This is a genomic window from Streptomyces cinnabarinus (genome assembly GCF_027270315.1).
Lineage (GTDB): Bacteria > Actinomycetota > Actinomycetes > Streptomycetales > Streptomycetaceae > Streptomyces > Streptomyces cinnabarinus.
This window is the reverse complement of the sequence record NZ_CP114413.1, coordinates 4,694,458-4,720,828: the sequence shown is the minus strand read 5'-3', so window position 1 is coordinate 4,720,828 and position 26,371 is coordinate 4,694,458. Positions and strand designations below refer to the sequence as shown.

Genomic DNA, 26,371 nt, shown 5'->3' with positions numbered 1-26,371 from the left:
TCAGTACCCGTTCTACAGACCGCCCTCGGTCATCCCGTGCACGGCGGGGATGGTGCCGAGGCGGCCCTTCTGGAAGTCCTCGAAGGCCTGCTGGAGCTCTTCGCGCGTGTTCATCACGAACGGGCCGTAGTGCGCCATGGGCTCACGGATGGGCTGTCCGCCCAGCAGCACGACCTCAAGGTCCGGGGTGTGGGAGTCCTGCTTCTCGTCCGCGCGCACGGTCAGCGAACCGCCCGCGCCGAAGACCGCGGTCTGGCCCAGCTGGACCGGACGGCGCTCGGCACCGACCGAGCCCTTGCCCGCGAGCACGTACGCCAGGCCGTTGAAGTCCTCCCGCCAGGGCAGCGTGATCTCCGCGCCCGGCGCCAGGGTGGCGTGCACCATCGTGATCGGGGTGTGGGTGATGCCGGGGCCCTGGTGGCCGTCCAGCTCACCGGCGATGACGCGGAGCAGCGCGCCGCCGTCGGGCGTGGTCAGCAGCTGCACATGACCGCCGCGGATGTCCTGGTAGCGCGGGGGCATCATCTTGTCCCTGGCCGGCAGGTTCACCCACAGCTGGAGTCCGTGGAAGAGCCCGCCCGACATCACCAGCGACTCCGGCGGGGCTTCGATGTGCAGCAGCCCGGAGCCCGCCGTCATCCACTGGGTGTCGCCGTTGGTGATGGTGCCGCCACCACCCTGGCTGTCCTGGTGGTCGAAGATCCCGTCGATGATGTAGGTGACGGTCTCGAAGCCGCGGTGCGGGTGCCAGGGGGTGCCCTTGGGCTCGCCCGGCGCGTAGTCCACCTCGCCCATCTGGTCCATCATGATGAACGGGTCCAGATGGCGGTAGTTGATCCCGGCGAACGCGCGGCGCACCGGGAAGCCCTCGCCCTCGAAACCGCTGGGCGCGGTCGTGACGGCGAGTACGGGACGGGCCACGGCCTCCGCGGGCGCGGCGACACGGGGCAGCGTCAACGGGTTCTCGACGGTCACTGCAGGCATGTCGGTACCTCCTTGTGCGTCCAGTTTAGTTGAGCATTGAACTTCTTGCCACCCCTAACGGGAAGAGCCCGGAGGGCATTCCCCCCGGGCTCCCGCCGTCCGAGTGCCGACGGCGTCAGTTGCTGAAGTACAGGTACTTCCAGGACCCGTACGCCGTCGAGTTCACGGTGTCGCCGGACGAGCCGTTGACGTACACCGACCGCATCCGCGCCCGGATGCCCGACTCACCGGGGGCCCCCAGGGTCACGGCCGACTTGCCGTTCGTGCCGAGCGGGAAGTACTCCGAGTCCGCCGAGTACCACGAGCCCTGGTAGTAGACCTGCAGGTCGAAGCGCTGCTGACGGCCCGCGTAGTAGTTCATCGTGGTGGTGAGCAGCGGGTCGGTGTTCTTGTGGAACCAGTAGTACGTGGTCGAGCCGATCTTCGCCGTCTTGTAGTGCTTGGAGACGGCGGTGGAGACCTTGGCCTTGCCGTAGGCCGTGACCTTGACCGACTTCGGCTTGTAGCGGGCGTCCCCCTTGAACACCGCGGTGACCGTGGTGTCCCGGGTCATGTCGACCCAGCCGGCGATGTTGCCGTCGGCGTTGACCGTCCCGCTCTTGATCAGCTTGTTGGGCTTGTCCGAGCCGAAGGGGTTGGCCCAGATCTCCACCGAGCGGTTCTTGTACGTCGTGCCGAGGTGCGCGGTGAACTTGACGTCGGCACCGTAGCTGTACAGCTTGCCGTTGTTGTTCAGGCTCAGCGAGGTCGAGGCACGGGAGACCTCGACGGCGTCGGAGGCGCTCACCGCGGTGTGCGTGGCGTCGCCCGCGTACTGGACCTTGTAGGTGACCTTGCCACCGGCCGGCGGGACGTCCTTGAAGGAGTAGGTGCCGTCCGCCTTCGCCGTGACGGGCGCCAGCGCCTTGCCGCTCGGGCTGTCCAGGTCGGTACGGGTGACCGAGAGCTGCACGCCCGTGGGCAGCGGGACCGTCGCCGAGATCTTGCCGGTGACGGTGAGCGTCTTGGCGCGGGTGGCGGTGGCGGGCGCGTTGACGGTGAGCGTGGGGACGTTCAGCGTCGGCTGGGTCAGCGGCTTGAGCGTGTAGCCGTTGCCCGCCGGGACCAGGGCGAAGACCCGGGAGGAGTCCGGCGCCCAGGCCACCGCGACGGCCCCCTGGGTGCCCAGGCTGTACGTCCGCACGGGCTGGGCGGCGTCCGGGCGGTAGATCGCGACCTTGGTGCCCGTGATCTGGGCGATCATGCCGCTGCGCCCGACGTCGGCCCGCTGCCCGGCCGGGTAGGCCCCGGAGTCGGTCAGGGTGCCGTTCGCCCAGGCGTGCCGCTCGGTGCCGTTGACCAGCACCTGGTCGCCGCCCGCGACGAGGTCGATGTCCCCGAGGCCGTCGTTCAGGGCATAGGAGCTGTCGTGCCAGGCGACCACCTGCGGCGTGCCGCCGGACACGTCGAACACGGCCTCGGTGCCGGTGGAGTCCCCGGTCTCGCCGACCGCCAGCAGGCCCGGCCGCAGCGGGTCGGTGTCCAGCAGGGCCTGGCCCCACATCCCGGACCCCGTGCCCTCGGCCGGGATCTGGGCCAGCGCCACCGGGTCGGTGCCGCTCGCCGGGTCCACCGCCGGGTCGACCGAGCCGAGGTCGCCGTCCCACTGGTCGCCGTAGCTGAACCAGACCTTGCCGCCGGCGAACTCGACGTACACCGGGCCGGTGCTGGTGGCGACCGGGTAGCGGGCCTTGATGTCCAGGGTGGCCGCGTCGAGCGCCACGATCTCGTGGCTGACCCGCGCGGTGGCGTACAGGGTGCTGCCGTCGTCGGAGAGCGCCAGGTCGAAGACCCCGTTGATGCCGCTCACCGTGTCGACCCGGTTGCCGTTGTAGTCGGCGGCGATGATCTGCCCGGTCGCGTCGTCGCCGAGGTAGACCCGCTCACGGGCCCCGTCGACGACCATCCCGCCGTACGAGCCGACGGCGGCCGTCACGGCCGAGGCCGGTCCGGCCGTGACGACGCTCAGCGCCGCCGAGCTGAACAGGACCGCGAGCGCCGTCGCGGCCGAAGTGCTGCGCATGCGCACAGTGATGAACCCCCACAGAAGACCCCGGCCAGGCCGGGAGACGAGAGAGCGCCGCGCGGCACCCGGACGTGAACCGCGGAAGAGCGGTGGCGTGCGGGGCGCGGCTGCCTGGGAGGCACTCTATGGCATGGCTGTGACAATCAAAGGGGGAGTTTTCCGCCGCCGGGCGGCCGGAACCCGCTGCTATCCGTACATCCTGCGCATCGCGAAGTCGACCATCTGCTCGACCGCCTTGGCGTCGAAGACCATGCGGTGCTCGCCCTCCATGTCCAGGACGAAGCCGTAGCCGGTGGGCAGCAGGTCGATCACCTCGGCGCCGGTGATCACGAAGTACTTGGACTCCTTGCCCGCGTACCGGCGCAGTTCCTTGAGCGAGGTGAACATCGGGATCACCGGCTGCTGGGTGTTGTGCAGGGCGAGGAAGCCGGGGTTGTCACCGCGCGGGCAGTAGACCTTCGAGGTCGCGAAGACCTGCTGGAAGTCCTCCGCGGTCACCTGTCCGGTGGTGAAGGCCCGCACCGCGTCCGCGAGCGAGGGCTGGGACGGCTCGGGGTAGAGCGGTGGCTGCTGGCCGTAGCCGCCGGACATGGGCTGCTGCGGAGGGGCGTAGCCCGCCTGAGCGGCCCCGGCGTCCATGGGCTGGCCGTATCCATACATGGGCGCAAGCCTAGTACCGAGGCCCCGGCAAACCGACAGCCAGTTGACATGCCACTGCCCTGGCTTTCCCGCCGCCACCGCTCGTAGCGTCCTGTCATGCGGAGCCATCACGCCGACGAGGCCCACGAGCACGACCGCGGGCTCTCCCACGACCTTCCCGTCCTCGCCCGCCGCCGGATGATCCGGCTGATGGCGGGGGCGGGGCTGATACCGCTGGTGGGCTGCACGTCCGAGGAGGACACGGCCGCACCCTCCGCCGGTGAGTCCTGCGCCGCCGTCCCCGAGGAGACCGCCGGGCCCTTCCCCGGGGACGGGTCCAACGGCGTCAACGTCCTGAAGGAGAGCGGAGTCGTCCGCTCCGACATCACCTCCAGCTTCGGCGACTCGGCCGGCGGCACCGCCGAGGGCGTACCGCTGACCGTCACGCTGACGGTCGTGGACGCGGCCTCGGGCTGCGGGACGCCGAAGCGGGGCGCCGCCGTCTATCTGTGGCAGGCGGACCGGGACGGCGCCTACTCGCTGTACTCGGCGGGCGTCACGGACGAGAACTATCTGCGGGGCGTGCAGGAGACGGACGACCGGGGCCGGGTCACCTTCACGACCGTGTTCCCCGGCTGCTACCCGGGCCGCTGGCCGCACCTGCACTTCGAGGTCTACGACAGCCTGGCCGACGCGACGGCGGCCACCGGCGTCACCAGCACCTCGCAGCTCGCCTTTCCCCAGGAGGTGTGCGAATCGGCGTACAGAACGGACGGCTATAGCGAGAGTGTGACCAACCTCAGCCGACTCTCGATCGAGACGGACACCATATTCAGCGATGGCCACGACCGGCAGCTGGCGTCCGTGCAGGGCAGCGCCCAGGCGGGATATCGCGCCACGCTGGTGGTTCCGGTGTGACCCGTCACAGATCGCCGGATGGGGGTTGCGGCTTATTACTGGCGGGTAGCATCATCGTAGCTACTTGTTGGTACGTGAACTAGCGCGAGGATCCAGTGCCTCGCCGATATCTCTACGGAGCCATCGCCATGGGGCACTACAAGTCGAACCTCCGCGACATCGAGTTCAACCTCTTCGAAGTACTCGGGCGCGACAAGCTGTATGGCACCGGGCCCTTCGCAGAGATGGACACGGACACCGCGAAGAGCATCCTCGAGGAGATGACCCGCCTCGCGGAGAACGACCTCGCGGAGTCCTTCACCGACGCCGACCGCAACCCGCCGGTCTTCGACCCGGAGACCAACACCGCGCCGGTTCCCGCGTCCTTCAAGAAGAGCTACAAGGCGTTCATGGACTCCGAGTACTGGCGCCTCGGCCTGCCGGAGGGGATCGGCGGCACCACCGCCCCGCCGTCGCTGATCTGGTCGTACGCGGAGCTGATCCTCGGCGCCAACCCGGCCGTGTGGATGTACTCCTCCGGTCCGGCCTTCGCCGGGATCCTCTACGACGAGGGCAATGACGTCCAGAAGAAGATCGCCCAGATCGCCGTCGAGCGGACCTGGGGCTCCACCATGGTGCTGACCGAGCCCGACGCGGGCTCCGACGTCGGCGCCGGGCGCACCAAGGCGATCCAGCAGGAGGACGGCTCCTGGCACATCGAGGGTGTGAAGCGCTTCATCACCTCCGGTGAGCACGACATGGAGGAGAACATCCTCCACTACGTCCTCGCGCGTCCCGAGGGCGCCGGCCCCGGCACCAAGGGCCTGTCCCTCTTCATGGTCCCGAAGTACCTCTTCGACTTCGAGACCGGCGAGCTGGGCGAGCGCAACGGCGCCTACGCCACCAACGTCGAGCACAAGATGGGCCTCAAGGCCTCCAACACCTGCGAGATGACCTTCGGCGACCAGCACCCCGCCAAGGGCTGGCTGATCGGCGACAAGCACGACGGCATCCGCCAGATGTTCCGCATCATCGAGTTCGCCCGCATGATGGTCGGCACGAAGGCGATCTCCACGCTGTCGACGGGTTACCTCAACGCCCTCGAGTACGCCAAGGAGCGCGTCCAGGGTTCGGACCTCGCCGCCTTCGGCGACAAGGCCGCGCCCAAGGTCACCATCACCCACCACCCCGACGTCCGCCGCTCGCTGATGACGCAGAAGGCGTACGCCGAGGGCATGCGCGCCCTGGTGCTCTACACCGCCTCGGTCCAGGACGCGATCGCCGTCAAGGAAGCCGCGGACGAGGACGCCAAGGCCGAGCACGCGCTGAACGACCTGCTCCTGCCGATCGTGAAGGGCTACGGCTCCGAGAAGGGCTACGAGCAGCTCGCGCAGTCGCTCCAGACCTTCGGCGGCTCCGGCTTCCTCCAGGAGTACCCGATCGAGCAGTACATCCGGGACTCCAAGATCGACACCCTCTATGAGGGCACCACCGCGATCCAGGGCCAGGACTTCTTCTTCCGGAAGATCGTCCGCAACCAGGGCGCCGCGCTGAACTCCCTCGCCGAGGACATCAAGAAGTTCCTGGCGCTGGGCACGGGCGGCGAGGAGCTGTCCGGTGCCCGCGAGCACCTCGCCAAGGCCGCGGTCGAGCTGGAGGCCATCGTCGGCCTGATGCTCACCGACCTCGCCGCCACCGAGCAGGACGTCAAGAACATCTACAAGGTCGGCCTCAACACCACCCGCCTGCTCATGGCCTCCGGTGACGTCGTCGTCGGCTACCTGCTGCTCAAGGGCGCCGCGGTCGCCGCCGAGAAGCTGGAGACGGCCTCCGCCAAGGACCAGGCCTTCTACACCGGCAAGATCGCGGCGGCGAAGTTCTTCGCGGCCAACGTCCTGCCCGGCGTCACCGGCGCGCGCAAGCTCGCCCAGGGCGTCGAGCTGGACCTGATGGAGCTGGACGAAGCAGCGTTCTAGGCACAACTCCCCTTTCCCACCAGGGCCCGCCCTCCCCATCAACGGGGGGCGGGCCCTGGTACGTCGTTAAGGTGAACCCCATGAGCGAACCCTCCCGCTTCGACCGCGGCCACACCGACGACCTCATGACCTTCCTCGCGGCCAGTCCGTCGCCGTACCACGCCGTGGCGAACACCGCCGAGCGGCTGGAGAAGGCCGGGTTCCGCCAGGTCGCCGAGACGGACGCCTGGGACGGGTCGAGCGGCGGCAAGTACGTGATCCGCGGCGGCGCGATCGTCGCCTGGTACGTGCCCGAGGGCGCCGCGCCGCACACCCCGTTCCGCATCATCGGCGCGCACACCGACTCCCCCAACCTGCGCGTCAAGCCGCTGCCCGACTCCGGGGCGCACGGCTGGCGCCAGGTGGCCGTGGAGATCTACGGCGGACCGCTGCTCAACTCCTGGCTCGACCGCGACCTGGGCCTGGCCGGCCGGCTGACCCTGCGCGACGCCTCCACCCGGCTCGTCGACATCGACCGCCCGCTGCTGCGCGTCCCCCAACTCGCCATCCACCTGGACCGCGCGGTCTCCTCGGAGGGCCTCAAGCTCGACAAGCAGCGCCATCTCCAGCCCATCTGGGGGCTCGGTGACGACGTGCGCGACGGCGATCTGATCGCCTTCCTGGAGCAGGAGAACGGCCTCGCGCCCGGCGAGGTCACCGGCTGGGACCTGATGGTCCACTCCGTGGAGCCGCCCGCCTACCTCGGCCGCGACCGCGAGCTGCTGGCCGGTCCGCGCATGGACAACCTCCTGTCGGTGCACGCGGCGACGGCCGCACTGACGGCGGTCTCCACCGCCGAACTCCCCTACATCCCGGTCCTCGCCGCCTTCGACCACGAGGAGAACGGCTCCCAGTCCGACACCGGCGCGGACGGACCGCTGCTCGGCGGGGTGCTGGAGCGTTCGGTGTTCGCCCGCGGCGGCTCCTACGAGGACAAGGCCCGCGCCTTCGCCGGCACGGTCTGCCTGTCCTCCGACACGGGCCACGCGGTGCACCCCAACTACGCGGAGCGGCACGACCCGACCCACCACCCCCGCGTCAACGGCGGCCCCATCCTCAAGGTCAACGTCAACAACCGCTACGCCACGGACGGTTCGGGCCGCGCGGTCTTCGCCGCCGCCTGCGAACGGGCCGGCGTCCCCTTCCAGTCCTTCGTCTCCAACAACGCCATGCCCTGCGGCACCACCATCGGCCCGATCACCGCGGCCCGCCACGGCATCCGCACCGTCGACATCGGCGTGGCCATCCTCTCCATGCACAGCGCCCGCGAACTGTGCGGCGCGAACGACCCGTTCCTACTGGCGAACGTACTGGTGGCGTTCCTGGAGGGGTAGTTCGGGGGCGCGGGGGTACCCGCCTCCCGACCGGAACCACCACCGGAGGGAGGCGACACTCATGGGCCTCGGCGGGTGCATCATCCTGATCGCCGTGGGAGCCATCCTCGCGTTCGCGACCGACTGGGAGATGGAGGGTGTCAATCTCGACCTGGTCGGGATCATCCTCATGATCGTCGGCCTGATCGGCGTCACCACGTTCAGCAGCATCGCCCGGCGCAGGCGGGTGGTGGTGCCACCGAGCACGCCGGTCATCAGCGAGGACCATCATCGCCGGGACGGCTACGACGGTTACGGCTCCTGATCGTCAGAACCGGAGGGCGTCACCCCAGCGCGTGGCCCGTGGTCACGTCCACATGGCCCGGGACGTCCTCGTGGCGGTCGCCGACCGTCGAGGTGCCGGAGGGCTCCAGGAGCAGGATGTCGGTGGGGACCGGGGCGTAGGGCTTGTGCTCGGTGCCCCGGGGGACCGTGAAGACGGACAGGGGCGGCAGGACGACCGTCCGCTCGCCGGCGCCTTCGCGCAGGGAGATGTGGAGTTCTCCGGAGAGGACCAGGAAGAACTCGTCGGTGTGGTCGTGGGTGTGCCAGAGGTGCTCGCCCTCGACGTGGGTGACGCGGACGTCGTAGTCGTTGACCGTGGTCGCGATGCGGGGGCTCCACCGCTCGGCGAAGGAGGCGAGGGCGGCGGGCAGGGAGACGGGTTCCCGTTGCTGAGTCATGCCGTCATCGTCCGGGGTGGCCGCGGTGGTCCGCGAGTGCTAGGAATCGCATATGGCGCAAGGATCCTCTCAGCACCGTCGGGCCCATCGGGTCGCCGTCATCGTCGACGAGGGCACCAATCCCTTCGAGGTGGGCGTCGCCACCGAGCTGTTCGGGCTGCCGCGGCCCGAACTGGGGCTGCCGGGGCCGCTGTACGAGGTGGCGCTGTGCACGCCCACGCGTGAGGTGCGCATGAACCACGGGTTCTTCACGATGACCGGGACGGCCGGACTGGATGCCGTCGACGGTGCCGACACCCTCGTCGTGCCGGGGCGGCCCGACAATGTCGTCCCGCGTGCCGCCGCCGTCCTGGACGCCATCCGGCGCACCCACGCGCGCGGGGCGCGCGTGCTGAGCTTCTGCACGGGCAGCTTCGCGCTCGCCGAGGCCGGGGTGCTGGACGGGCTCCGGGCCACCACGCACTGGATGTGGGCCGACACCTTCAGGGCACGGCATCCGCGGGTGCGGCTGGAGCCCGACGTGCTCTTCGTGGACGAGGGACGGATCCTCACCGCCGCGGGCAGCGCCGCCGCGCTCGATCTGGGGCTCTGCCTCGTCCGGCGGGACCACGGCGCCGAGATCGCCAACGCGGTCTCCCGGCGGCTCGTCTTCGCCGCGCACCGGGACGGCGGGCAGCGCCAGTTCGTGGAGCGGCCGGTGCCCGAGATCCCGGACGAGTCACTGGGCCCGGTGATCGCGTGGGCGCAGGAGCGGCTGGGCGAACCGCTGACCGTGGCGGATCTGGCGGCGCGGGCCGCGGTGTCCCCCGCCACCCTGCACCGGCGCTTCCGCACGCAGCTCGGCACGACCCCGCTGGCCTGGCTGACCGGTGAGCGGGTGGCGCTGGCCTGCCTGCTGATCGAGCGCGGCGAGGAGCGGCTCGACGTGGTGGCGGCGCGCTGCGGGCTCGGTACGGCGGCGAACCTGCGGGCGCGGCTGCGGCGCGAGACCGGACTCAGCCCGTCGGACTACCGGCGGCGTTTCGGACCGCGTGCCGGGGAACCCCTGCTGTCATGAGATTCCTCGTACGCGACCGGATCCTCGGCATCGGTGACGACTATTGGATCGAGGACGACCGGGGCAACAAGGTCTTCCTCGTCGACGGCAAGGCCATGCGGCTGCGGGACACCTTCGAGCTGAAGGACCTGCAGGGACGGGTCCTGATCGACATCCGCAAGAAGATGTTCGCGCTGCGCGACACGATGCTGATCGAGCGGGACGGCGAGTCGCTCGCCACGGTCCGCCGCAAGCGGCTGTCACTCCTGCGCAACCACTACCGGGTGGCCCTCGCCGACGGCAGCACCGAGCTCGACGTCAGCGGCAAGATCCTCGACCGGGAGTTCGCGATCGAGTACGACGGTGAGCTGCTGGCGGTGGTCTCGCGCCGCTGGCTGCACCTCCGGGACACCTACGGCGTCGACGTCGTCCGGGAGGACACGGACCCGGCGCTGCTGATCGCGGTGACGGTCTGTGTGATCCATCTGGCGGAGAAGGAGCGGGCGGGCGACTGACCCGAGGGCGAGCGACTGGCCCGAGGGCGAGCGACTGGCCCGAGGGCGAGCGGCCCGGGGTCAGAGCACCCGGTCCTTCAGCGCCGGGAACTGCTCCCGGGTCGTCGCGACCTTCCCCGGATCGAACTCCACGGTGAGGATCTCCTCGCCGGCGCCCGCCTCGGCGAGGACCTCGCCCCAGGGATCCACCACGATCGAGTGACCCGCCTGCGGAACTCCCGCGTGCGTCCCGGCCGTTCCACAGGCGAGCACGAACGCCTGGTTCTCCACCGCCCGCGCCTGAGCCAGCAGCGTCCAGTGCGCCCGGCGGCGCTCCGGCCAGCCCGCGGGGATGACCAGGGTCTCGGCGCCGGCGTCGACGAGACCGCGGAAGAGTTCGGGGAAGCGGAGGTCGTAGCAGGTGGCAAGGCCGAGGGTGGTCCCGGGCAGCCGGACCGTCACCAGGTCCCGCCCGGCGCCCATCAGCACGGCCTCGCCCTTGTCGAAGCCGAAGCGATGGATCTTGCGGTAGGCGGCGGCCGGCTCGCCGGAGGGAGAGAAGACCAGGGAGGTGTTGTAGAGCGGTCCGGAGGGGTCCCGTTCCGGGATCGACCCCGCGTGCAGCCAGACGCCCGCGTCGCTCGCGGCCTTCGCCATCGCCTCGTAGGTCGGTCCTTCGAGCGGCTCTGCCTCGGTGCCGAACTCCTCGTAGGCGAAGGCGCCGGTGGTCCACAGCTCCGGCAGGACGACCAGATCGGCGCCCGCCTGCTCCCGTACGAGAGCGGCTGCCCGTGCCCGGCGCGATTCGACCGATTCGCCCTCGTCTACGGCGATCTGGATCAGAGAGGCGCGCACACTACCACCGTCCTGGCATTCGACCCGCTCAACCGGGCCTACGATCGTCACACGAAAGCACTGCCGGGGTGCCTCTCAGCAGCGTAACTTAGCGTCTCAAGACACCCGACGACAGCCACCTCCCACTGGCATCGCCGCCACCACCTGCCCGTGTACCGACCGCCGAGGGGTCCCGTTCCCGTGAGTCTGCATCCCACCCTCCAGCCCTACGCCGACGCCTGGACCCACTCCATCGACGCGATATCCGAACTGGTGCAGCCCCTCGTGGAGGGCGAGTGGAACCGGCGTACTCCGTGTCCCGGCTGGTCGATCCGTGATGTGGTCTCCCATGTCATCGGCCTGGACTGCGAGATGCTCGGCGACCCGCGGCCCATCCACACCCTGCCGCGCGACCTCTTCCACGTCACCAACGAGGCCCAGCGCTACACCGAGATGCAGGTCGACGTCCGCCGTCATCACACGGCACCGGAGATGACCTCGGAGCTGGAGTACACGATCATCCGCCGCAACCGGCAGCTGCGGAACGAGTCCCGGGACCCCGGGGCGAAGGTGCGCGGCCCGCTGGGCAAGGAGCTCACGCTGGAGGCGTCCATGCGGGGGCACGCCTTCGACGTGTGGGTCCATGAACAGGATCTGCGTGCCGCGCTCGGCCGGCCCGGGAACCTCGACTCGCCGGGTGCGCTGGTGGCCCGGGACGTGCTGCTGGCGGCGCTGCCGGACGTCATCGCGGACAAGGCGAACGCGCCCCGGAGTTCGGCGATCGTGCTCGATGTGCATGGTCCGGTGGAGTTCCTGCGGACGATCCGGATCGACATCCAGGGGCGGGGGACGCTGGAGACGGCACCCGCGCTGGGGCCCGCGGCGACGCTGACGATGGACTGGGAGACCTTTGTGCGGCTCGCCTGCGGGCGGGTCACGCCGGAGGCGGTGTCCGACCGGCTGAAGACCGAGGGGGACGTGGGGCTGACGGGGGCGATTCTGCGGAACTTCACGGTCACGCCGTAGCGGGGGCCGCCCCGCACCCCTAAAAGCACTACAGCGGGCCGGAGTTCACCTCCTACCCTCACCTTCATGACCGACACCGACGGGCCTCCCCGTCTCACCCGGCTCACCTTCCACAGCCCCCTCTCGGAGGAGCGGGCCGAGCGGATGGTGCGGCGGCTCGCTGCCGATGCCCCGTCCTCCGTGCTCGACATCGGCTGCGGCTGGGGTCAGTTCATGATGCGGGTGCTGGACGCCGCGCCGGGGGCGAAGGCGGTCGGCGTCGACATCAATGGCGAGGATCTCGCTCGCGGGCGCCGGGAGGCGGCGGCGCGGGGGCTCGGGGAGCGGGTGGAGTTCCTGGAGAGGTCCGCGCGGGACACCGGCCTCGGACCGGCCGATCTGGTGCTGTGCATGGGATCGAGCCAGGCGTTGGGCTCGACGTCCGAGGAGGCGCTCGGGGCGCTGCGCGGGCTGGTGCGGGACGGCGGGCGGGTACTGCTCGGGGAGGGGTTCTGGGAGCGGACGCCCACCGCCGGGGAGCTGGCCGGGATGTGGCCGGGGGCCGCCGTGTCGGATCACCACAGCCTGGCGGACCTGCTCGACCTCGCCGTGGCCGCCGGTTTCCGGCCCGAGTGGACGGAGACGGCGAACCGCGATGAGTGGGAGGAGTTCGAGTCCGGGTACCAGGCGGACGCGGAGGTGTGGCTCGCCCGGAACCCCGGGCACCCCTCGGCGAAGGAGACCCGGGAGCGCCTGGACACCCATCGTGGCCGGTGGATGACGTACCGGGGCGTGCTGGGGCTCGCGTATCTGACGCTGGTGCCCGCCCAGTAGGTCACGCCGGGACGTGCACCGTCTCCACCCGGCTCGCCACCAGCCGTTCCCGCTCCCGCCGGGCCGCCCGGCCGCGCAGCCGCAGGATCTGGCTGATCCCGAGGGCCTGCAGGACGAACACGGCCGAGAAGGCGATCGTGTAGTCGTCCCCGGTCGCGTCGAGGAGGACTCCGACCGCGAACAGGGTCGTCATGGAGGCGACGAAACCACCCATGTTGGTGATTCCTGAGGCGGTGCCCTGACGCTCCGGCGGGTTGGCGGGGCGGGCGAAGTCGAAGCCGAGCATGGAGGCGGGGCCGCACGCGCCGAGCACCGTGCACAGCACGATGAGCAGCCACATGGGGGCGTGCTCGGCCGGGTAGCCGAGGGTCGCCGCCCACACCAGCGCGGTCGCGCCGACCGTGCCGAGGGCCAGCGGGAGCCGCGCCCCGTGGTGCCGGGCGACGACCTGGCCGTAGACCAGGCCGATCACCATGTTGGAGAGCACGACCAGGGTGAGGAGTTCGCCGGCGGTGGCGCGGGACAGGCCCTGGGCCTCGACCAGGAAGGGCAGGCCCCACAGGAGCAGGAACACCATCGCCGGGAACTGGGTGGTGAAGTGCACCCAGAGGCCGAGCCGGGTGCCCGGTTCCTTCCAGGAGGCGGCGATCTGGCGGCGGACGTAGGCCGCGCCCTGGTGCGGGAAGGGCTCCGGTTCGTGGCCCTCGGGGTGGTCCTTGAGGAAGAGGAGCAGCAGGACGAGGACGACGGCCCCGGCGAGGGCGCTGCCCGCGAACGCCGCCGTCCAGCCGACGCCGTGCAGCAGCCGGGCCAGGAGCAGGGTCGAGACCAGGTTGCCGGCCATCCCCGCCAGGCCCGCGAGCTGGGCGACCAGCGGTCCGCGCCGGGCGGGGAACCAGCGGGTGCCGAGCCGCAGCACGCTGATGAACGTCATCGCGTCACCGCAGCCGAGCAGCGCCCGCGAGGCGAGGGCCATGCCGTACGTCGGGGAGAACGCGAAGCCGAGCTGGCCCGCCGTGAACAGCACGACGCCGATGGTCAGCACCTTCTTGGTGCCGAGCCGGTCGACCAGCAGTCCGACGGGTATCTGCATGCCCGCGTAGACGAGGAGCTGGAGGATGGAGAAGGTGGACAGTGCGGAGGCGTTGACGTCGAAGCGGTCCGCCGCGTCGAGTCCGGCGACGCCGAGCGACGTACGGAAGATGACGGCGACGAAGTAGACCGAGACGCCGATCGACCAGACGGCGACGGCGCGCCGGCCGCCCGGCGGATCCCCCGGGAGCGCGCCCGCGGTCATCGGACCTCACCCCGGGCCAGGTGCGAGAACCAGCCGACGTGCCGGTGAACGACACCGACGGCCCGTTCGGCGTCGCCGTCGCGCAGCGCTTCGAGGATCTCCTCGTGCTCGGTGAGGGTCTTGGCGATCCGGTCGGGGTGCGAGTGCATGATCGCCACGCCCATCCGCAGCTGGCGGTCGCGGAGTTGGTCGTAGAGGCGGGAGAGGATCTCGTTGCCGCCGCTGCGGACGATCTCGGCGTGGAAGCAGCGATCGGTGACGGCGGCCGCGGCCAGGTCGCCGGCGGCGGCCTCGGCCTTCTGCCGGGCGAGCAGCCGCTCCAGTCGTTCGATGAGCCCGGCGGGCGCGGGGACGGCCTTGCGTGCCGCGTGCTCCTCGACCAGCAGCCGGGTCTCCACCACGTCGGCGATCTCCTGCGCCGAGACCGGCAGGACCAGGGCGCCCTTCTTGGGGTAGAGCTTGATCAGCCCTTCGGCCTCCAGGCGCAGCAGCGCCTCGCGCACGGGGGTGCGGGAGACGCCGGTCGCCTCGGCCAGTTCGCCCTCGGTGAGGAGGGTGCCGCCCTGGTAGCGGCGGTCCAGGACGCCTCGCTTGACGTGGCTGTAGACGCGATCGGCGGCGGGGGGCTGCTTGACGGGGGCGGCAGGGGCGGTGGGCGAGGCGGACGGCATGCGCACATCTTAGATACAACACGTACGCATGAGAGGCCGTCGTCCATCATGCGGACCCCCTTCGGGTGACACCTCGGCGACGATCTCAGGCCCGGACAACATTCACCCCAGTTACCGCACAACCTTGTGTGCTACTTACGTGTCACACACGTGCGGCCCCACCTTCTTTCCCCTTCAACTCGGCCGCACATCAGGGGCATTCGACATATACGGGGTATTTGTGTTGATAACCGCACATAAGGGCTTCCGGGTCCGCAGAGCCGCGGCCGTCGTGGTCACGACCGGCGCGATGTTCGTCACCGGAGCCCTCACCGCGGCGCCGGCGCAGGCCGCCACGACGCCCAGCGTCACCGCCAAGGGCGCCTACCTGATGAACGGCGCCACCGGCAAGACGCTCTACTACAAGTCCCCCAACACCAAGCGGCTCACCGCTTCCACCACGAAGATCATGACCGCCAAGGTCGTGCTCGCGCAGTCGAACCTGAACCTGGACGCCAAGGTCACCATCAAGAAGGCGTACAGCGACTACATCGTGTCCAAGGGAGCTTCGTCGGCCCGGCTGATCGTCGGTGACAAGGTCACCGTCCGTCAGCTGCTGTACGGGATGATGCTGCCGTCCGGCTGCGACGCCGCCATGGCCCTCGCCGACAAGTTCGGCACCGGCTCGACGGTCGCGGCCCGCACCAAGAACTTCATCGCCAAGATGAACAACAAGGCCAAGCAGCTCGGCATGACGAACACGCACTTCGACTCGTTCGACGGCATCAGCAACGGCTCGAACTACTCCACGCCGAAGGACCTGACGCTGCTCGCCCGCAGCGCGATGAAGCACTCCACCTTCAAGTCCGTGGTGAAGACCAAGTCCTACACGGCGAAGACGATCACCAGCAGCGGTACCACCCGAACCATGGGTGCCTGGAAGAACACCAACACGCTGCTCGGCTGGAACGGCACGCTCGGCATCAAGACGGGCTCCGGCACGTCGTCCAAGTACTGCCTGGTCTTCGCCGCCACCAAGAACGGCGAGTCGGTGATGGGCGCAGTCCTCACGTCGTCCTCCGCGGCCAACCGCACGACGGACGTGCAGAAGCTCATCAACTACGGCTACGCCAAGATCAGCTGACACCCACTCGGAGCGTAAAACAGTGATAACCGGCATCAAGGGCGTCCGCGTCCGCCGCACCGCCGCCGTCGTGGCCACCACCGGTGTGCTGGTGGCGGGCGGCGCCCTGGCGGCACCCGCCCAGGCCGCAACCGCCCCCACGGTCAGCGCCAAGGGCGCCTTCATGCTCGACAGCGCGACCGGCTCCACGCTCTACAGCAAGGCCGCCGACACCAAGCGGCCGATGGCGAGCACCACGAAGATCATGACGGCCCGGGTCGTGCTGGCCATACCGGGCGTGAACCTGGACACCAAGGTCACCGTCAAGCAGGCCTACCGCGACTACGTCGCCAAGGTGGGCGCGAGCAGCGCGGACCTGAAGACCGGCGACAAGCTCACCGTCCGGCAGCTGCTCAACGCGCTGATGCTGCCGTCCGGCTGCGACGCCGCCATGGCGCTCGCCGACAAGTTCGGCACCGGCACCACGGTCGCGGCCCGCACCAAGAACTTCATCGCCAAGATGAACAAGAAGGCCGAAGCCCTCGGCCTGACGAACACGCACTTCGACTCGTTCGACGGCAACTCCACGCAGAACACGAACTACACGACGCCTCGCGACCTCGCGAAGCTCACCCGCAGCGCGATGACGTTCTCGACGTTCTCGGGCATCGTGAAGAAGCCGTCGACCGTGCACTACGCGCCGACCAGCACCGGCGGCACGCGCAAGTACACCTGGTACAACACCAACAAGCTGATCGGCTCCTACACCGGCGCGACCGGTGTGAAGACGGGCACCAACACCCCCTCGGGGCCCTGCCTGGTCTTCGCCGGAACCCGTAACGGCAAGTCGGTGGTGGGTGTGCTGCTGAACGACACCAACCGCTTCACGGACGCGGGCAAGCTGATGGACTACGCCTTCGGTACGACGACGGCGTCCACGATGCAGCTGCGGCAGCTGCCCTCGGGCGCTCCGCGCGACTGACGCGTACGCGAGCACGCAAGCGGAAGCACGGAAGGGGCCCGCCACGATCCCGTGGCGGGCCCCTTCCCGTTGTCCTACGCCCAGGTGATCAGCCGCTTGGGCTGCTCCAGGATCGCCGCCACGTCGGCCAGCACCCTGGAGCCCAGTTCGCCGTCGACCAGCCGGTGGTCGAAGGAGAGCGCCAGGGTGGTGACCTGACGGGGCTTGACCTTGCCCTTGTGGACCCACGGCTGGAGCTTGATCGCGCCGACCGCGAGGATCGCGGACTCGCCGGGGTTGAGGATCGGCGTACCGGTGTCGACGCCGAAGACGCCGACGTTGGTGATGGTCATCGTGCCGCCCTGCATCGCGGCGGGGGACGTCTTGCCCTCCCGCGCCGTCGACACCAGCTCACCGAGGGACCCGGCCAGCTGGGGCAGGGTCTTGTCGTGCGCGTCCTTGATGTTCGGCACGATCAGACCGCGCGGGGTGGCCGCGGCGATGCCCAGGTTGACGTAGTGCTTGACCACGATCTCCTGGTTCGCCTCGTCCCAGGAGGCGTTGATGTCCGGGTTGCGCTTGATGGCGACCAGCAGGGCCTTGGCGATCAGCAGGAGCGGGTTGACCCGCAGGCCCTGCATGTCCTTGTCCTGCTTCAGCTCCTCGACCAGCTTCACGGTGCGGGTCACGTCCACCGTCACGAACTCCGTGACATGCGGGGCCGTGAACGCCGAACCGACCATCGCCGCGGCCGTCGCCTTGCGCACACCCTTGACCGGGATCCGGGTCTCGCGGGCGCCGTCGTACGTCGCCACGGGCGCCGGCGCGGCGGGGGCGGGGGCCGCCACCACCGGTTCCGGGGCCTTCGGCGGGGCCGCCGCCGCGTGCACGTCCTCGCGGGTGATGACGCCGTCGCGCCCGGTCGGGGTGACGGTCGCCAGGTCGACACCGAGGTCCTTGGCGAGCTTGCGCACCGGCGGCTTGGCCAGCGGGCGCTCCTTGACGGCCGCGGGACCGTGCCCGTGGCCGTTCAGCTCGGACTGGACCGCGGCGGACGCCTCCGGCACCGCGACCGTGGGGCCCTTGCGCGGGCGGCGCTTGGTGGAGGAGGCGGCCACGCCGTAGCCGACGAGCACCGGCTGGCGGCCCTGCGGCTTCTCCTCCTCCGGCTCGGGGGCGGCGGCGGGGGCCGGTGCGGCCTCGGCGGGCGCCGGAGCCGCGGTGCCGCCCGAGACGTCGACCGCGATGATCGACGTGCCCACGTCGACCGTGGTGCCCTCGGGGAAGTGCAGCGCGCGGACCACACCGTCGTAGGGGATGGGCAGCTCGACGGCGGCCTTGGCCGTCTCGACCTCGCACACCACCTGGCCGTCGGTGACCGTGTCACCGGGCTGGACGTACCACTTGAGGATCTCGGCCTCGGTGAGGCCCTCACCGACGTCCGGCATCTTGAACTCGCGTACGGACGCTTCCGTCATCGTCGTCACGACCCTCTCCTCAGTACGCCAGGGCACGGTCGACGGCGTCGAGCACCCGGTCCAGGCCCGGCAGGTACTCCTCCTCCAGACGCGCCGGCGGGTACGGGGCGTGGTAGCCGCCGACCCTGAGCACCGGGGCCTCCAGGTGGTAGAAGCAGCGCTCGGTGATCCGGGCGGCGATCTCCGCGCCGGAGCCGAAGAACACCGGCGCCTCGTGCACCACGACCAGGCGGCGGGTCTTCTCCACCGAGGCCTGGATGGAGTCGAAGTCGAGCGGGGAGACCGAGCGCAGGTCCAGGACCTCGAGGTTCCTGCCCTCCTCGGCGGCCGCGGCGGCGACCTCCAGGCAGGTCTTCACCATCGGGCCGTAGGCCGCCAGGGTCAGGTCGGTGCCCTCGCGGACCACCCGCGCCTTGTGCAGCGGGCCGGGGATCGCCTCGGTGTTGACCTCGGCCTTGTCCCAGTAGCGCCGCTTGGGCTCGAAGAAGATCACCGGGTCGTCGCTCTGGATCGCCTGCTGCATCATCCAGTAGGCGTCGGACGCGTTCGACGGGGAGACGATCTTCAGGCCGGACACATGCGCGAACAGCGCCTCGGGGGACTCCGAGTGGTGCTCGACGGCGCCGATGCCGCCGCCGTAGGGGATGCGCACGACGACCGGGAGCTTGACCTTGCCCAGCGAGCGGGCGTGCATCTTGGCGAGCTGGGTGACGATCTGGTCGTAGGCCGGGAAGACGAAGCCGTCGAACTGGATCTCCACCACCGGGCGGTAGCCGCGCAGCGCGAGGCCGATGGCGGTGCCGACGATGCCGGACTCGGCGAGCGGGGTGTCGATGACCCGCTCCTCGCCGAAGTCCTTCTGGAGCCCGTCGGTCACCCGGAAGACGCCGCCGAGCTTGCCGACGTCCTCGCCCATGACGAGGACCTTGGGGTCGGCCTCCAGGGCCTTGCGCAGCGATTCGTTGATCGCCTTGGCGAGAGCCATGCTCTTGGATGTCGCGGTCTCGGCCATGTCACTTGCCCCCTTCGGCGTCCGCGAACGACGCCTGGTAGGCGGCGAACTGGGCTCGCTCCTCGTCGACGAGCGCGTGCCCGTCCGCGTACACGTTCTCGAAGATGGCGAAGTGGTCCGGGTCCGGCATGGCACGGACCGCCTCGCGTACTCGCCTGCCCAACGCTTCGGACTCGGTCTCCAGTTCCGCGAAGAATCCCTCGTCCGCGTGGTTTGCGGACTCCAGGAACTGGCGAAGGCGCTGGATCGGGTCCTTGGCCTCCCAGGCCACCCGCTCCTCGTCGCCCCGGTAGCGGGTCGGGTCGTCGGAGGTGGTGTGCGCGCCCATGCGGTAGGTGTACGCCTCGACCAGGGTCGGGCCCTCGCCGCGGCGGGCCCGCTCCAGGGCCCACTTGGTGACCGCGAGACAGGCCAGCACGTCGTTGCCGTCGACCCGGACGCCCGGGAAGCCGTAGCCCTGCGCGCGCTGGTAGAGCGGGACGCGGGTCTGCTTCTCGGTCGGCTCGGAGATCGCCCACTGGTTGTTCTGGCAGAAGAACACCACCGGCGCGTTGTAGACGGCCGAGAAGGTGAACGACTCCGCGACATCGCCCTGGCTGGAGGCGCCGTCGCCGAAGTAGGCGATCACCGCGCTGTCCGCGCCGTCCTTGGCGATGCCCATGGCGTAGCCGGTGGCGTGCAGGGTCTGCGAGCCGATGACGATCGTGTACAGCTGGAAGTTGTTGCTGTTCGGGTCCCAGCCGCCGTTGTTCACACCCCGGAACATGCCCAGCAGGTTGGTCGGGTCGACCCCGCGGCACCAGGCGACGCCGTGCTCGCGGTAGGTCGGGAAGACATAGTCGTCATCGCGCAGGGCCCGGCCCGAACCGATCTGGGCGGCCTCCTGGCCGAGCAGCGAGGCCCACAGGCCCAGCTCGCCCTGACGCTGCAGCGAGGTGGCCTCGGCGTCGAACCGGCGGGTGAGCACCATGTCGCGGTACAGACCGCGCAGGTCTTCGGGGGTGATGTCGGCGACGTACTTGTCGTACTCGGCGTTCCTGACGCGCTTGCCCTCGGGCGTCAGCAACTGAACGAGCTCGGGCTTGGGGCTCGGGGACTTTTTGGTCCCGGCGCTGCGTCGCGGCTTGCGCGCGGCAGTGCTCTCCACGGTCACGTGTGCTCCTCCGTCGGTCCGGTCCCCGGGGTTGCCGGGATGACCAGTGCGGCTCAACCTGGTCCGACACCCGTGCACGGGGTGGGTGTCACTCGGCCGGAACAGGCGTGACAGGTGCCCCGGCGAGCGCCCTGCAACAATCACGTTACCCAGTGCTCCACATTTCTGTGAAACCCCATTTGACCTGCGATTTTGCTTGGATTTCCAAGTAAATCGCGAGGACCTCGAAGGGCGCTGGTCACAGCCTTGCAGGAGGCCGGAGCAACGGCACGTTATCCCGGCCACCCAGGCCACCGGAAGACTTTTCGGGTTTCAGTTACCGCGAGAACGAAGGCGTAGAGACAGGGGCATTTACGGCAGACGGCCTCGGTGTGGCCACTACTTCCCGACGGCATTCAGGGCCTTGGAAAGCCACTTCGCGAGCATCCCGTGACCGAATGCGACTGACGCCGACTTTCTGTGACAACGCCCAGCTCACGGGCCCGGCTCGTGCCCTAGCATCTGGCGCGTGCCGCGCCCTTGTGTACCACCCCCCGTGCATCCCGCGCCCCCGCTGGGCGCCCTGCTGCGCCAGTACGCCGCCGGATGCGCCGTCACCTGCGAACCGGTCGACCAAGGGCTGCTGAACCGCGGCTACCGGCTCCGCACCACCCATGGCCGCTACTTCCTGAAGCACCACTTCGACCCCGAGACCGCCGACCCCGCCGCCATCGCCCGCCAGCACCGGGCCACCGAGCGCCTGGCCGGCCTCGGCGTCCCGGTGGCGCCGCCCCTGCCCGCGCGGGACGGCCGTACGGTCGCCGTGATCGGCGGCCACGCCTACGCCCTGCACCCCTGGATCGACGGCCGGCACCGGCACGGCGGCCAGCTCACCCAAGGGCAGTGCACCCGGCTCGGCGCGCTGCTCGGGGCGGTCCACGCGGGCCTGGAGCGGGTGATGCCGCCGGAGCGGCGGGAGCCCGGGGTGGGCGCCGACCCCGCCGACACCTTCGCCCTCATCGCCGACCTGCTCGCCCGGGTGCGCCGGCACCGGCCCGCCGACTCCTTCGACGCGCTCGCCCGGTACCGGCTGCTGCAGCGGCGCGCGCTGCTGGAGCGGCACGCCGACCGGCGTCCCCCGCGCGGGGGCCCGGTGGGCTGGGTGCACGGGGACTTCCACCCCTTCAACGTGCTCTACAAGGGCGACGCGCCCGCCGCGATCGTCGACTGGGACCGGCTCGGCGTGCAGCCCCGCGCGGAGGAGGCGGTACGGGCCGCCGCGATCTTCTTCGTCCGGCCCGCGGGCACCCTGGACCTGCCGAAGGTACGGGCCTACACGCGCGCGTACCGGCGCACGGCGAACGCCACGCCCTCGGAGCTGGCGGCGGCCGTGCACCGGGTGTGGTGGGAGCGCCTCAACGACTTCTGGATGCTGCGCTGGCACTACGAGCGCGGCGACACCCGCGCCGACCCGCAGTTCCCGGCCGCCTCGGCGCTGGTGGTGTGGTGGACGCGGGAGTACGACGCGGTGTGCGACGCGTTCGTGGACTGAGCGGCGGGCCGGCCCTGCGGGGTCAGTCCCCCGCAGGGTCCCCGCCGGTGGCGCCCTCGACCGTGCCGTCCGTCGGCTCCGGCGGATCCGTCGGCTCCGGGTCCGTCTCGGTCGGCTCCTCGGTCGGCTCCGTCGGCTCGGTCGCCGTGTCCGTCGGCTCCGGCTCCTCGCTGGTGGCCGTCTCGGACGGGGTGTACGTCGGCGAGGTCGACGGGGTCCAGCCCGAGCCGCCGTCCGTGCTGGAGCCGTCGTCGGTGGTGTCGTCGGTCGGCTCTTCGGTGTCGTCGTCGCTCGGCGACTCGCTGGCCGTCTCGTCGTCCTTGGACTCCGTCACGCTCGGCGACTTCGTGGTGTCCGTGCCGGGGTTCTTGTCGTTGTCGCCGTTCAGCGCGAGGGCGACGCCCGCCGCGATGGCGATCACCGCGAGCACGGCGAGGATCCACAGCTTGCCGCGGCCGCTGCCCTTGTTGCCGTGTCCCTCGAAGCCGCCGTCGTCCCCGCCGCCGTACCGGCCGCCCGGCAGGATCGGCTGCGGGATCTGCGTGGTGCCGGAGGCGTCCGCGCCCGCGTGGCCCATCACGGCCGTCTGCGCGAAGCCCCCCGAGGGGGTGTGCCGGCCGTCGTGCGTGTCGACCGGGCCGGTGTTCCAGGTGCCGGTGTGGCCGCCCTGGTCGTAGAGCATCTGCAGGCCGTACTGGACCAGTCCGCGCATCTCCTCGGCGGTCTGGAAGCGGTCGTCGGGCTCCTTGGCGAGGGAGCGCATGACCAGGCCGTCCAGCTCCGGCGGCGAGGCGTCGGAGGCCTCCGACGGGGGCGTCGGGATGTCCTGGACGTGCTGGTAGACCACCGAGAGGGGGGTCTCGCCGGTGAACGGGGGCCGCAGCGCGAGGAGTTCGTAGAGGAGGCAGCCCGTCGCGTACAGGTCGGAGCGGTGGTCGACCGCCTTGCCGAGCGCCTGCTCCGGGGAGAGGTACTGCGGGGTGCCCATGACCATGCCGGTCTGGGTCATCGTGGTGGACGCGCCGTGCAGGGCGCGGGCGATGCCGAAGTCCATCACCTTGACCGCGCCGTTGTTGGTGATGATGACGTTCGCCGGCTTGATGTCGCGGTGCACGATGCCGTGCTGATGCGAATAGGCGAGCGCCTCCAGCACCCCGGAGACGATGATCAGGGCCTGCTCGGGCCCGGGCGCCTCGGCGTTGATGAGGAGATCGCGGATGGTGCGGCCCTCGACCAGCTCCATGACGATGTACGGCACGCTCTGACCGCCGACGAAATCCTCGCCGGAGTCGTAAACGGCCACGATCGCATGGTGGTTGAGGCCGGCCACCGACTGGGCCTCGCGCGTGAAGCGGGCCTTGGAGACCGGGTCCTCGGCGAGGTCGGCGCGCAACAGCTTGACCGCGACGGTCCGTCCGAGCCGGACGTCCTCCGCGGCGAACACCTCAGCCATACCGCCCCGGCCGAGTCTGCGGGTGAGCCGGTACCGGCCGTCCCCGACCAGCCCGCCGTTACCCCACAGCTCCGGCGCATCTGACATACCGCCGCCAGTCGCCTCGGGGTCGGACGGGCCCTGAGCGCGCTGCTGCTGTGCCATCGGTCCTCGCCGTCGTTTCTGCCCGCGGTGCGCGCGGTGTTGTTACGGTCTCCGTCGGCCACGCTACAGCCTCCGCGCGGGCCGCCGGTCCGGGACGGTGCCCCCGGCCGGTCCGTGACGGACCGGCCATGAAACCCGCAAGCCCGTGCGTCGTGCAAATTCTGTGTACCGGGCGTACGCCCCCTGTAACGCTTGCGCGACGCTTCTTTCGCGTACGGTCACGGAACGGGCACCGAGCTTGACGTGTCAGTGCCCTGGGGCAGACTTGGCCGGGAATCGCACTTTCGATCAACGACGGATCACCGACGGATCCACGCATATCGCCGGCGCCGACGGGCTATGGGGGACACGGAGACATGAGCCAGGACGGCGCACAGGGGCGGTACGCGGGACGGGCGCTGGCGGACGGCCGCTATCAACTGCGCGATCTGCTCGGCGAAGGCGGCATGGCCTCGGTGCATCTGGCGTACGACGCCGTGCTCGACCGCCAGGTCGCGGTCAAGACCCTGCACACCGAGCTGGGCCGGGAACAGGCCTTCCGCGAGCGGTTCCGCCGCGAGGCCCAGGCCGTGGCCAAGCTCACGCACACCAATATCGTCTCGGTCTTCGACACCGGCGAGGACAGCCTCGACGGCATGACGACTCCGTACATCGTCATGGAGTACATCGAGGGCCGTCCGCTCGGCTCGGTGCTGGACGAGGACATCCGGCAGCAGGGCGCGATGCCCGCCGACAAGGCGCTGAAGATCACCGCGGATGTGCTGGCGGCGCTGGAGATCAGCCACGAGATGGGTCTTGTCCACCGGGACATCAAGCCGGGCAACGTGATGATGACCAAGCGTGGCGTGGTCAAGGTGATGGACTTCGGCATCGCCCGCGCCATGCAGTCCGGCGTCACCTCGATGACCCAGACCGGCATGGTCGTCGGCACTCCGCAGTACCTCTCCCCGGAGCAGGCGCTCGGCCGGGGCGTGGACGCGCGTTCCGATCTGTACTCGGTCGGCATCATGCTGTTCCAGCTGGTCACCGGGCGGCTGCCGTTCGAGGCGGACTCGCCGCTGGCCATCGCGTACGCGCATGTGCAGGAGGAGCCGGTGGCGCCCTCCTCGGTCAACCGCTCGCTGCCGCCGGCGGTGGACGCGCTGGTCGCCCGCGCGCTGCGGAAGAACCCGAACGAGCGTTTCCCGAGCGCCGAGGCCATGCGCGACGAGTGTCTGCGGGTGGCGTCCTCCTTCCAGGCCGCCGCGCCGAGCATCGTGCCGGGCGCGCAGACCGCCAGCGGCGCCGGTGTCGGCGCCTCGGTCTTCCCGCCGGTCGACCAGTCGACCCCGGCGCCCTCCGGTCAGGTCCAGACGCCGTACCAGCCGGCTCCGACGCCGAACCCGTACGGCGCCCCGACGCCCGCGCCCGCTCCGGCGTACGGCTATCCGCAGCAGCCGGGCTACCAGACCCCGGCGCCGGCCGGGTACGCGTCGACGCCGCCGCCGTACAACCTGACCCCGCAGACCAGCGTGTCCGGTCCCGGGGGCGGTGGCGGCGGCCGGAACAGGCCGGTGATCATCGGCTCGATCGTGGTGTCGGTGCTCGCGGTCGGCGGTCTGATCGCCGCGCTGATACTCAACGGCGGCACCGACGACGACAAGCCCGAGGGCTCGGGCAGCGCGTCCCCCTCGGTGGTCGAGGGGCACCGGGGTCCGGACAGGACGAAGGTCATCGACACCGAGAAGTGCACCGAGCCGGTGGAGTCGTACAACGACCCCGACAAGGTGGAGCTGCCGGACTTCACGTACAAGAACTACGAGTCGGTGCGCGCCTGCGCCCGGGCCGCGGGCTGGCAGGTCGAGCGCAAGGACGTGGACGAGAACACCTTCGGCCAGGACACGGTGATGGAGCAGTTCCCGACGGCGGGCACGGACATCGACCCGGAGAACCCGCCGAAGATCACCCTCAACGTCTCGACGGGCAACCCGGCCTGACACAAGGACGGACAGAAGGGCCCGGCGGTCGGAAGACCGCCGGGCCCTTCGTCGTCGTGGGTGGTTACAGGTACGGTCCGCCCGAGCGGCCGCCGGTGCGCGGGTCGTCGCCGCCCTCCTCGTGGCCGACGCCCGGCGGGAGGGCGCGGCGCATCTGCTCCAGCTGGGCGCGGGCCGCCATCTGCTGGGCGAACAGGGTGGTCTGGATACCGTGGAAGAGGCCCTCCAGCCAGCCCACCAACTGGGCCTGGGCGATCCGCAGTTCCGAGTCGGACGGGGTCGCCTCGTCGGCGAACGGCAGGGACAGGCGCTCCAGTTCCTCGACCAGCTCCGGGGCGAGTCCGTCCTCCAGCTCCTTCACCGAGCTGGCGTGGATCTCCTTGAGGCGGACCCGGCTGGCCTCGTCGAGCGGAGCCGCGCGCACCTCTTCGAGCAGCTGCTTGATCATGCTGCCGATCCGCATGACCTTCGCCGGCTGCTCGACCTGCTCCGTCACGGGAATCTCGCGGGAGTCCTCGTCCGGGTTGCCGCCGCTGAGCGCCATGCCGTCCTGGCCCACGACCAGGATCTGCGGGTTCTCCGGCGACCTTTCGTTCCTCGGCATCTCCATGCCGCCATTCTCTCGCACCCCTACATCTCATCAGCGTGGTGCCCCCCGTGCAGGGTGATCCACCGTTTGCGTCGGGTTCGACCCGGTGGCGGCGTATGAAATGCCCGGATCTTTCGCCGATGTG

24 protein-coding genes are annotated in these 26,371 nt (G+C 70.3%); 12 read left to right on the top strand and 12 right to left on the bottom strand.

Going from position 1 to position 26,371, the window contains the following annotated elements; translation table 11 throughout:
• Positions 1–12 precede the first annotated feature (12 nt).
• The 3 genes from STRCI_RS21325 to STRCI_RS21315 form a co-directional block, all read right to left on the bottom strand.
• Positions 13–984, bottom strand: a complete 972-nt coding sequence (locus STRCI_RS21325; RefSeq protein WP_269660549.1) for a pirin family protein — start codon at positions 982–984, stop codon at positions 13–15.
• A 115-nt stretch (positions 985–1,099) separates the two neighbouring features.
• Positions 1,100–3,046 (bottom strand): NHL repeat-containing protein, encoded by a 1,947-nt coding sequence (locus STRCI_RS21320; RefSeq protein ID WP_269660548.1) that lies wholly within the window; start codon positions 3,044–3,046, stop codon positions 1,100–1,102.
• A 189-nt stretch (positions 3,047–3,235) separates the two neighbouring features.
• On the bottom strand, positions 3,236–3,709 hold the full coding sequence (locus STRCI_RS21315; RefSeq protein WP_269660547.1) for an SseB family protein: 474 nt from the start codon (positions 3,707–3,709) through the stop codon (positions 3,236–3,238).
• 96 nt (positions 3,710–3,805) lie between these two features.
• Here STRCI_RS21315 and STRCI_RS21310 point away from each other — a divergent pair, with 96 nt between their 5' ends.
• The 4 genes from STRCI_RS21310 (at position 3,806) to STRCI_RS21295 (ending at position 8,238) form a co-directional block, all read left to right on the top strand.
• Entirely contained in the window at positions 3,806–4,606 is an 801-nt protein-coding gene (locus tag STRCI_RS21310) for a dioxygenase family protein (protein ID WP_269660546.1), read from the top strand.
• A gap of 128 nt (positions 4,607–4,734) precedes the next feature.
• Positions 4,735–6,561, top strand: coding sequence for an acyl-CoA dehydrogenase (locus STRCI_RS21305; RefSeq protein ID WP_269660545.1), 1,827 nt, complete (start codon positions 4,735–4,737; stop codon positions 6,559–6,561).
• An 80-nt stretch (positions 6,562–6,641) separates the two neighbouring features.
• On the top strand, positions 6,642–7,934 hold the full coding sequence (locus STRCI_RS21300) for a M18 family aminopeptidase (RefSeq protein WP_269660544.1): 1,293 nt from the start codon (positions 6,642–6,644) through the stop codon (positions 7,932–7,934).
• A gap of 61 nt (positions 7,935–7,995) precedes the next feature.
• Positions 7,996–8,238, top strand: coding sequence for a DUF6458 family protein (locus STRCI_RS21295; protein WP_269660543.1), 243 nt, complete (start codon positions 7,996–7,998; stop codon positions 8,236–8,238).
• 19 nt (positions 8,239–8,257) lie between these two features.
• Here the strand turns inward: STRCI_RS21295 and STRCI_RS21290 are convergent, their stop codons facing one another.
• On the bottom strand, positions 8,258–8,656 hold the full coding sequence (locus STRCI_RS21290; RefSeq protein WP_269660542.1) for a cupin domain-containing protein: 399 nt from the start codon (positions 8,654–8,656) through the stop codon (positions 8,258–8,260).
• Positions 8,657–8,708: 52 nt separating this feature from the next.
• Here STRCI_RS21290 and STRCI_RS21285 point away from each other — a divergent pair, with 52 nt between their 5' ends.
• Together STRCI_RS21285 and STRCI_RS21280 are read left to right on the top strand one after the other, a co-directional pair.
• Complete coding sequence (locus tag STRCI_RS21285; RefSeq protein WP_269660541.1) at positions 8,709–9,713, top strand: GlxA family transcriptional regulator; 1,005 nt, start codon at positions 8,709–8,711, stop codon at positions 9,711–9,713.
• Positions 9,710–10,207, top strand: coding sequence for an LURP-one-related/scramblase family protein (locus STRCI_RS21280; protein ID WP_269660540.1), 498 nt, complete (start codon positions 9,710–9,712; stop codon positions 10,205–10,207). The genes STRCI_RS21285 and STRCI_RS21280 overlap by 4 nt, the downstream gene beginning before the upstream one ends.
• Positions 10,208–10,267: 60 nt before the next feature.
• Here STRCI_RS21280 and STRCI_RS21275 read toward each other — a convergent pair whose 3' ends face one another.
• Positions 10,268–11,041, bottom strand: a complete 774-nt coding sequence (locus tag STRCI_RS21275) for a carbon-nitrogen family hydrolase (RefSeq protein ID WP_269660539.1) — start codon at positions 11,039–11,041, stop codon at positions 10,268–10,270.
• Positions 11,042–11,221: 180 nt separating this feature from the next.
• Here STRCI_RS21275 and STRCI_RS21270 point away from each other — a divergent pair, with 180 nt between their 5' ends.
• Together STRCI_RS21270 and STRCI_RS21265 are read left to right on the top strand one after the other, a co-directional pair.
• Positions 11,222–12,046: a maleylpyruvate isomerase family mycothiol-dependent enzyme gene (locus STRCI_RS21270; protein WP_269660538.1), complete on the top strand. Its 825-nt coding sequence runs from the start codon at positions 11,222–11,224 to the stop codon at positions 12,044–12,046.
• Positions 12,047–12,112: 66 nt separating this feature from the next.
• A complete protein-coding gene (locus STRCI_RS21265; RefSeq protein WP_269660537.1) occupies positions 12,113–12,859 on the top strand; it encodes an SAM-dependent methyltransferase in 747 nt (248 codons plus the stop codon).
• A 1-nt stretch (position 12,860) separates the two neighbouring features.
• On the opposite strand, the gene STRCI_RS21260 is transcribed toward STRCI_RS21265, so the two are convergent.
• Together STRCI_RS21260 and STRCI_RS21255 are read right to left on the bottom strand one after the other, a co-directional pair.
• Positions 12,861–14,156 carry an MFS transporter gene (locus STRCI_RS21260; RefSeq protein WP_269660536.1) on the bottom strand — a complete coding sequence of 432 codons (1,296 nt, stop codon included), beginning with the start codon at positions 14,154–14,156 and terminating at the stop codon, positions 12,861–12,863.
• The gene (locus STRCI_RS21255) at positions 14,153–14,827 is read right to left on the bottom strand and encodes a GntR family transcriptional regulator (protein ID WP_269660535.1); all 675 of its coding nucleotides are present in this window, start codon (positions 14,825–14,827) and stop codon (positions 14,153–14,155) included. Before STRCI_RS21255 ends, STRCI_RS21260 begins: the two co-directional genes overlap by 4 nt.
• Positions 14,828–15,050: 223 nt before the next feature.
• Here STRCI_RS21255 and STRCI_RS21250 point away from each other — a divergent pair, with 223 nt between their 5' ends.
• The gene (locus STRCI_RS21250; RefSeq protein WP_269660534.1) at positions 15,051–15,950 is read left to right on the top strand and encodes a D-alanyl-D-alanine carboxypeptidase family protein; all 900 of its coding nucleotides are present in this window, start codon (positions 15,051–15,053) and stop codon (positions 15,948–15,950) included.
• A 22-nt stretch (positions 15,951–15,972) separates the two neighbouring features.
• Positions 15,973–16,911, top strand: a complete 939-nt coding sequence (locus STRCI_RS21245; RefSeq protein ID WP_269660533.1) for a D-alanyl-D-alanine carboxypeptidase family protein — start codon at positions 15,973–15,975, stop codon at positions 16,909–16,911.
• A 74-nt stretch (positions 16,912–16,985) separates the two neighbouring features.
• On the opposite strand, the gene STRCI_RS21240 is transcribed toward STRCI_RS21245, so the two are convergent.
• Genes STRCI_RS21240 through pdhA form a run of 3 tightly spaced genes read right to left on the bottom strand, consistent with a single transcriptional unit; the run spans position 16,986 to position 20,533 of the window.
• Complete coding sequence (locus STRCI_RS21240) at positions 16,986–18,377, bottom strand: dihydrolipoamide acetyltransferase family protein (RefSeq protein WP_269660532.1); 1,392 nt, start codon at positions 18,375–18,377, stop codon at positions 16,986–16,988.
• A gap of 10 nt (positions 18,378–18,387) precedes the next feature.
• Positions 18,388–19,380 (bottom strand): alpha-ketoacid dehydrogenase subunit beta, encoded by a 993-nt coding sequence (locus STRCI_RS21235; RefSeq protein WP_269660531.1) that lies wholly within the window; start codon positions 19,378–19,380, stop codon positions 18,388–18,390.
• Position 19,381: 1 nt separating this feature from the next.
• Positions 19,382–20,533 carry a pyruvate dehydrogenase (acetyl-transferring) E1 component subunit alpha gene (gene pdhA, locus STRCI_RS21230; RefSeq protein ID WP_269660530.1) on the bottom strand — a complete coding sequence of 384 codons (1,152 nt, stop codon included), beginning with the start codon at positions 20,531–20,533 and terminating at the stop codon, positions 19,382–19,384.
• Between the two features lie 535 nt (positions 20,534–21,068).
• Here pdhA and STRCI_RS21225 point away from each other — a divergent pair.
• Positions 21,069–22,064 carry a phosphotransferase gene (locus STRCI_RS21225; RefSeq protein WP_269660529.1) on the top strand — a complete coding sequence of 332 codons (996 nt, stop codon included), beginning with the start codon at positions 21,069–21,071 and terminating at the stop codon, positions 22,062–22,064.
• A gap of 22 nt (positions 22,065–22,086) precedes the next feature.
• Here the strand turns inward: STRCI_RS21225 and STRCI_RS21220 are convergent, their stop codons facing one another.
• Positions 22,087–23,661 carry a protein kinase domain-containing protein gene (locus STRCI_RS21220; RefSeq protein ID WP_269660528.1) on the bottom strand — a complete coding sequence of 525 codons (1,575 nt, stop codon included), beginning with the start codon at positions 23,659–23,661 and terminating at the stop codon, positions 22,087–22,089.
• A 356-nt stretch (positions 23,662–24,017) separates the two neighbouring features.
• Between STRCI_RS21220 and STRCI_RS21215 the strand changes: the two genes are divergently transcribed.
• Positions 24,018–25,637: a protein kinase domain-containing protein gene (locus STRCI_RS21215; RefSeq protein ID WP_269660527.1), complete on the top strand. Its 1,620-nt coding sequence runs from the start codon at positions 24,018–24,020 to the stop codon at positions 25,635–25,637.
• A 64-nt stretch (positions 25,638–25,701) separates the two neighbouring features.
• Here the strand turns inward: STRCI_RS21215 and STRCI_RS21210 are convergent, their stop codons facing one another.
• On the bottom strand, positions 25,702–26,247 hold the full coding sequence (locus STRCI_RS21210) for a bacterial proteasome activator family protein (RefSeq protein WP_015659125.1): 546 nt from the start codon (positions 26,245–26,247) through the stop codon (positions 25,702–25,704).
• Between the last annotated feature and the right edge of the window lie 124 nt (positions 26,248–26,371).

Excerpts from the sequence above, each read along its gene's own strand:
- STRCI_RS21325 (WP_269660549.1), bottom strand. The coding sequence starts at position 984 with ATGCCTGCAGTGACCGTCGAGAACCCGTTGACGCTGCCCCGTGTCGCC.
- STRCI_RS21320 (WP_269660548.1), bottom strand. The coding sequence starts at position 3,046 with ATGCGCAGCACTTCGGCCGCGACGGCGCTCGCGGTCCTGTTCAGCTCG.
- STRCI_RS21315 (WP_269660547.1), bottom strand. The coding sequence starts at position 3,709 with ATGTATGGATACGGCCAGCCCATGGACGCCGGGGCCGCTCAGGCGGGC.
- STRCI_RS21310 (WP_269660546.1), top strand. The coding sequence starts at position 3,806 with ATGCGGAGCCATCACGCCGACGAGGCCCACGAGCACGACCGCGGGCTC.
- STRCI_RS21305 (WP_269660545.1), top strand. The coding sequence starts at position 4,735 with ATGGGGCACTACAAGTCGAACCTCCGCGACATCGAGTTCAACCTCTTC.
- STRCI_RS21300 (WP_269660544.1), top strand. The coding sequence starts at position 6,642 with ATGAGCGAACCCTCCCGCTTCGACCGCGGCCACACCGACGACCTCATG.
- STRCI_RS21295 (WP_269660543.1), top strand. The coding sequence starts at position 7,996 with ATGGGCCTCGGCGGGTGCATCATCCTGATCGCCGTGGGAGCCATCCTC.
- STRCI_RS21290 (WP_269660542.1), bottom strand. The coding sequence starts at position 8,656 with ATGACTCAGCAACGGGAACCCGTCTCCCTGCCCGCCGCCCTCGCCTCC.
- STRCI_RS21285 (WP_269660541.1), top strand. The coding sequence starts at position 8,709 with ATGGCGCAAGGATCCTCTCAGCACCGTCGGGCCCATCGGGTCGCCGTC.
- STRCI_RS21280 (WP_269660540.1), top strand. The coding sequence starts at position 9,710 with ATGAGATTCCTCGTACGCGACCGGATCCTCGGCATCGGTGACGACTAT.
- STRCI_RS21265 (WP_269660537.1), top strand. The coding sequence starts at position 12,113 with ATGACCGACACCGACGGGCCTCCCCGTCTCACCCGGCTCACCTTCCAC.
- STRCI_RS21260 (WP_269660536.1), bottom strand. The coding sequence starts at position 14,156 with ATGACCGCGGGCGCGCTCCCGGGGGATCCGCCGGGCGGCCGGCGCGCC.
- STRCI_RS21255 (WP_269660535.1), bottom strand. The coding sequence starts at position 14,827 with ATGCCGTCCGCCTCGCCCACCGCCCCTGCCGCCCCCGTCAAGCAGCCC.
- STRCI_RS21235 (WP_269660531.1), bottom strand. The coding sequence starts at position 19,380 with ATGGCCGAGACCGCGACATCCAAGAGCATGGCTCTCGCCAAGGCGATC.
- STRCI_RS21220 (WP_269660528.1), bottom strand. The coding sequence starts at position 23,661 with ATGGCACAGCAGCAGCGCGCTCAGGGCCCGTCCGACCCCGAGGCGACT.
- STRCI_RS21215 (WP_269660527.1), top strand. The coding sequence starts at position 24,018 with ATGAGCCAGGACGGCGCACAGGGGCGGTACGCGGGACGGGCGCTGGCG.
- STRCI_RS21210 (WP_015659125.1), bottom strand. The coding sequence starts at position 26,247 with ATGGAGATGCCGAGGAACGAAAGGTCGCCGGAGAACCCGCAGATCCTG.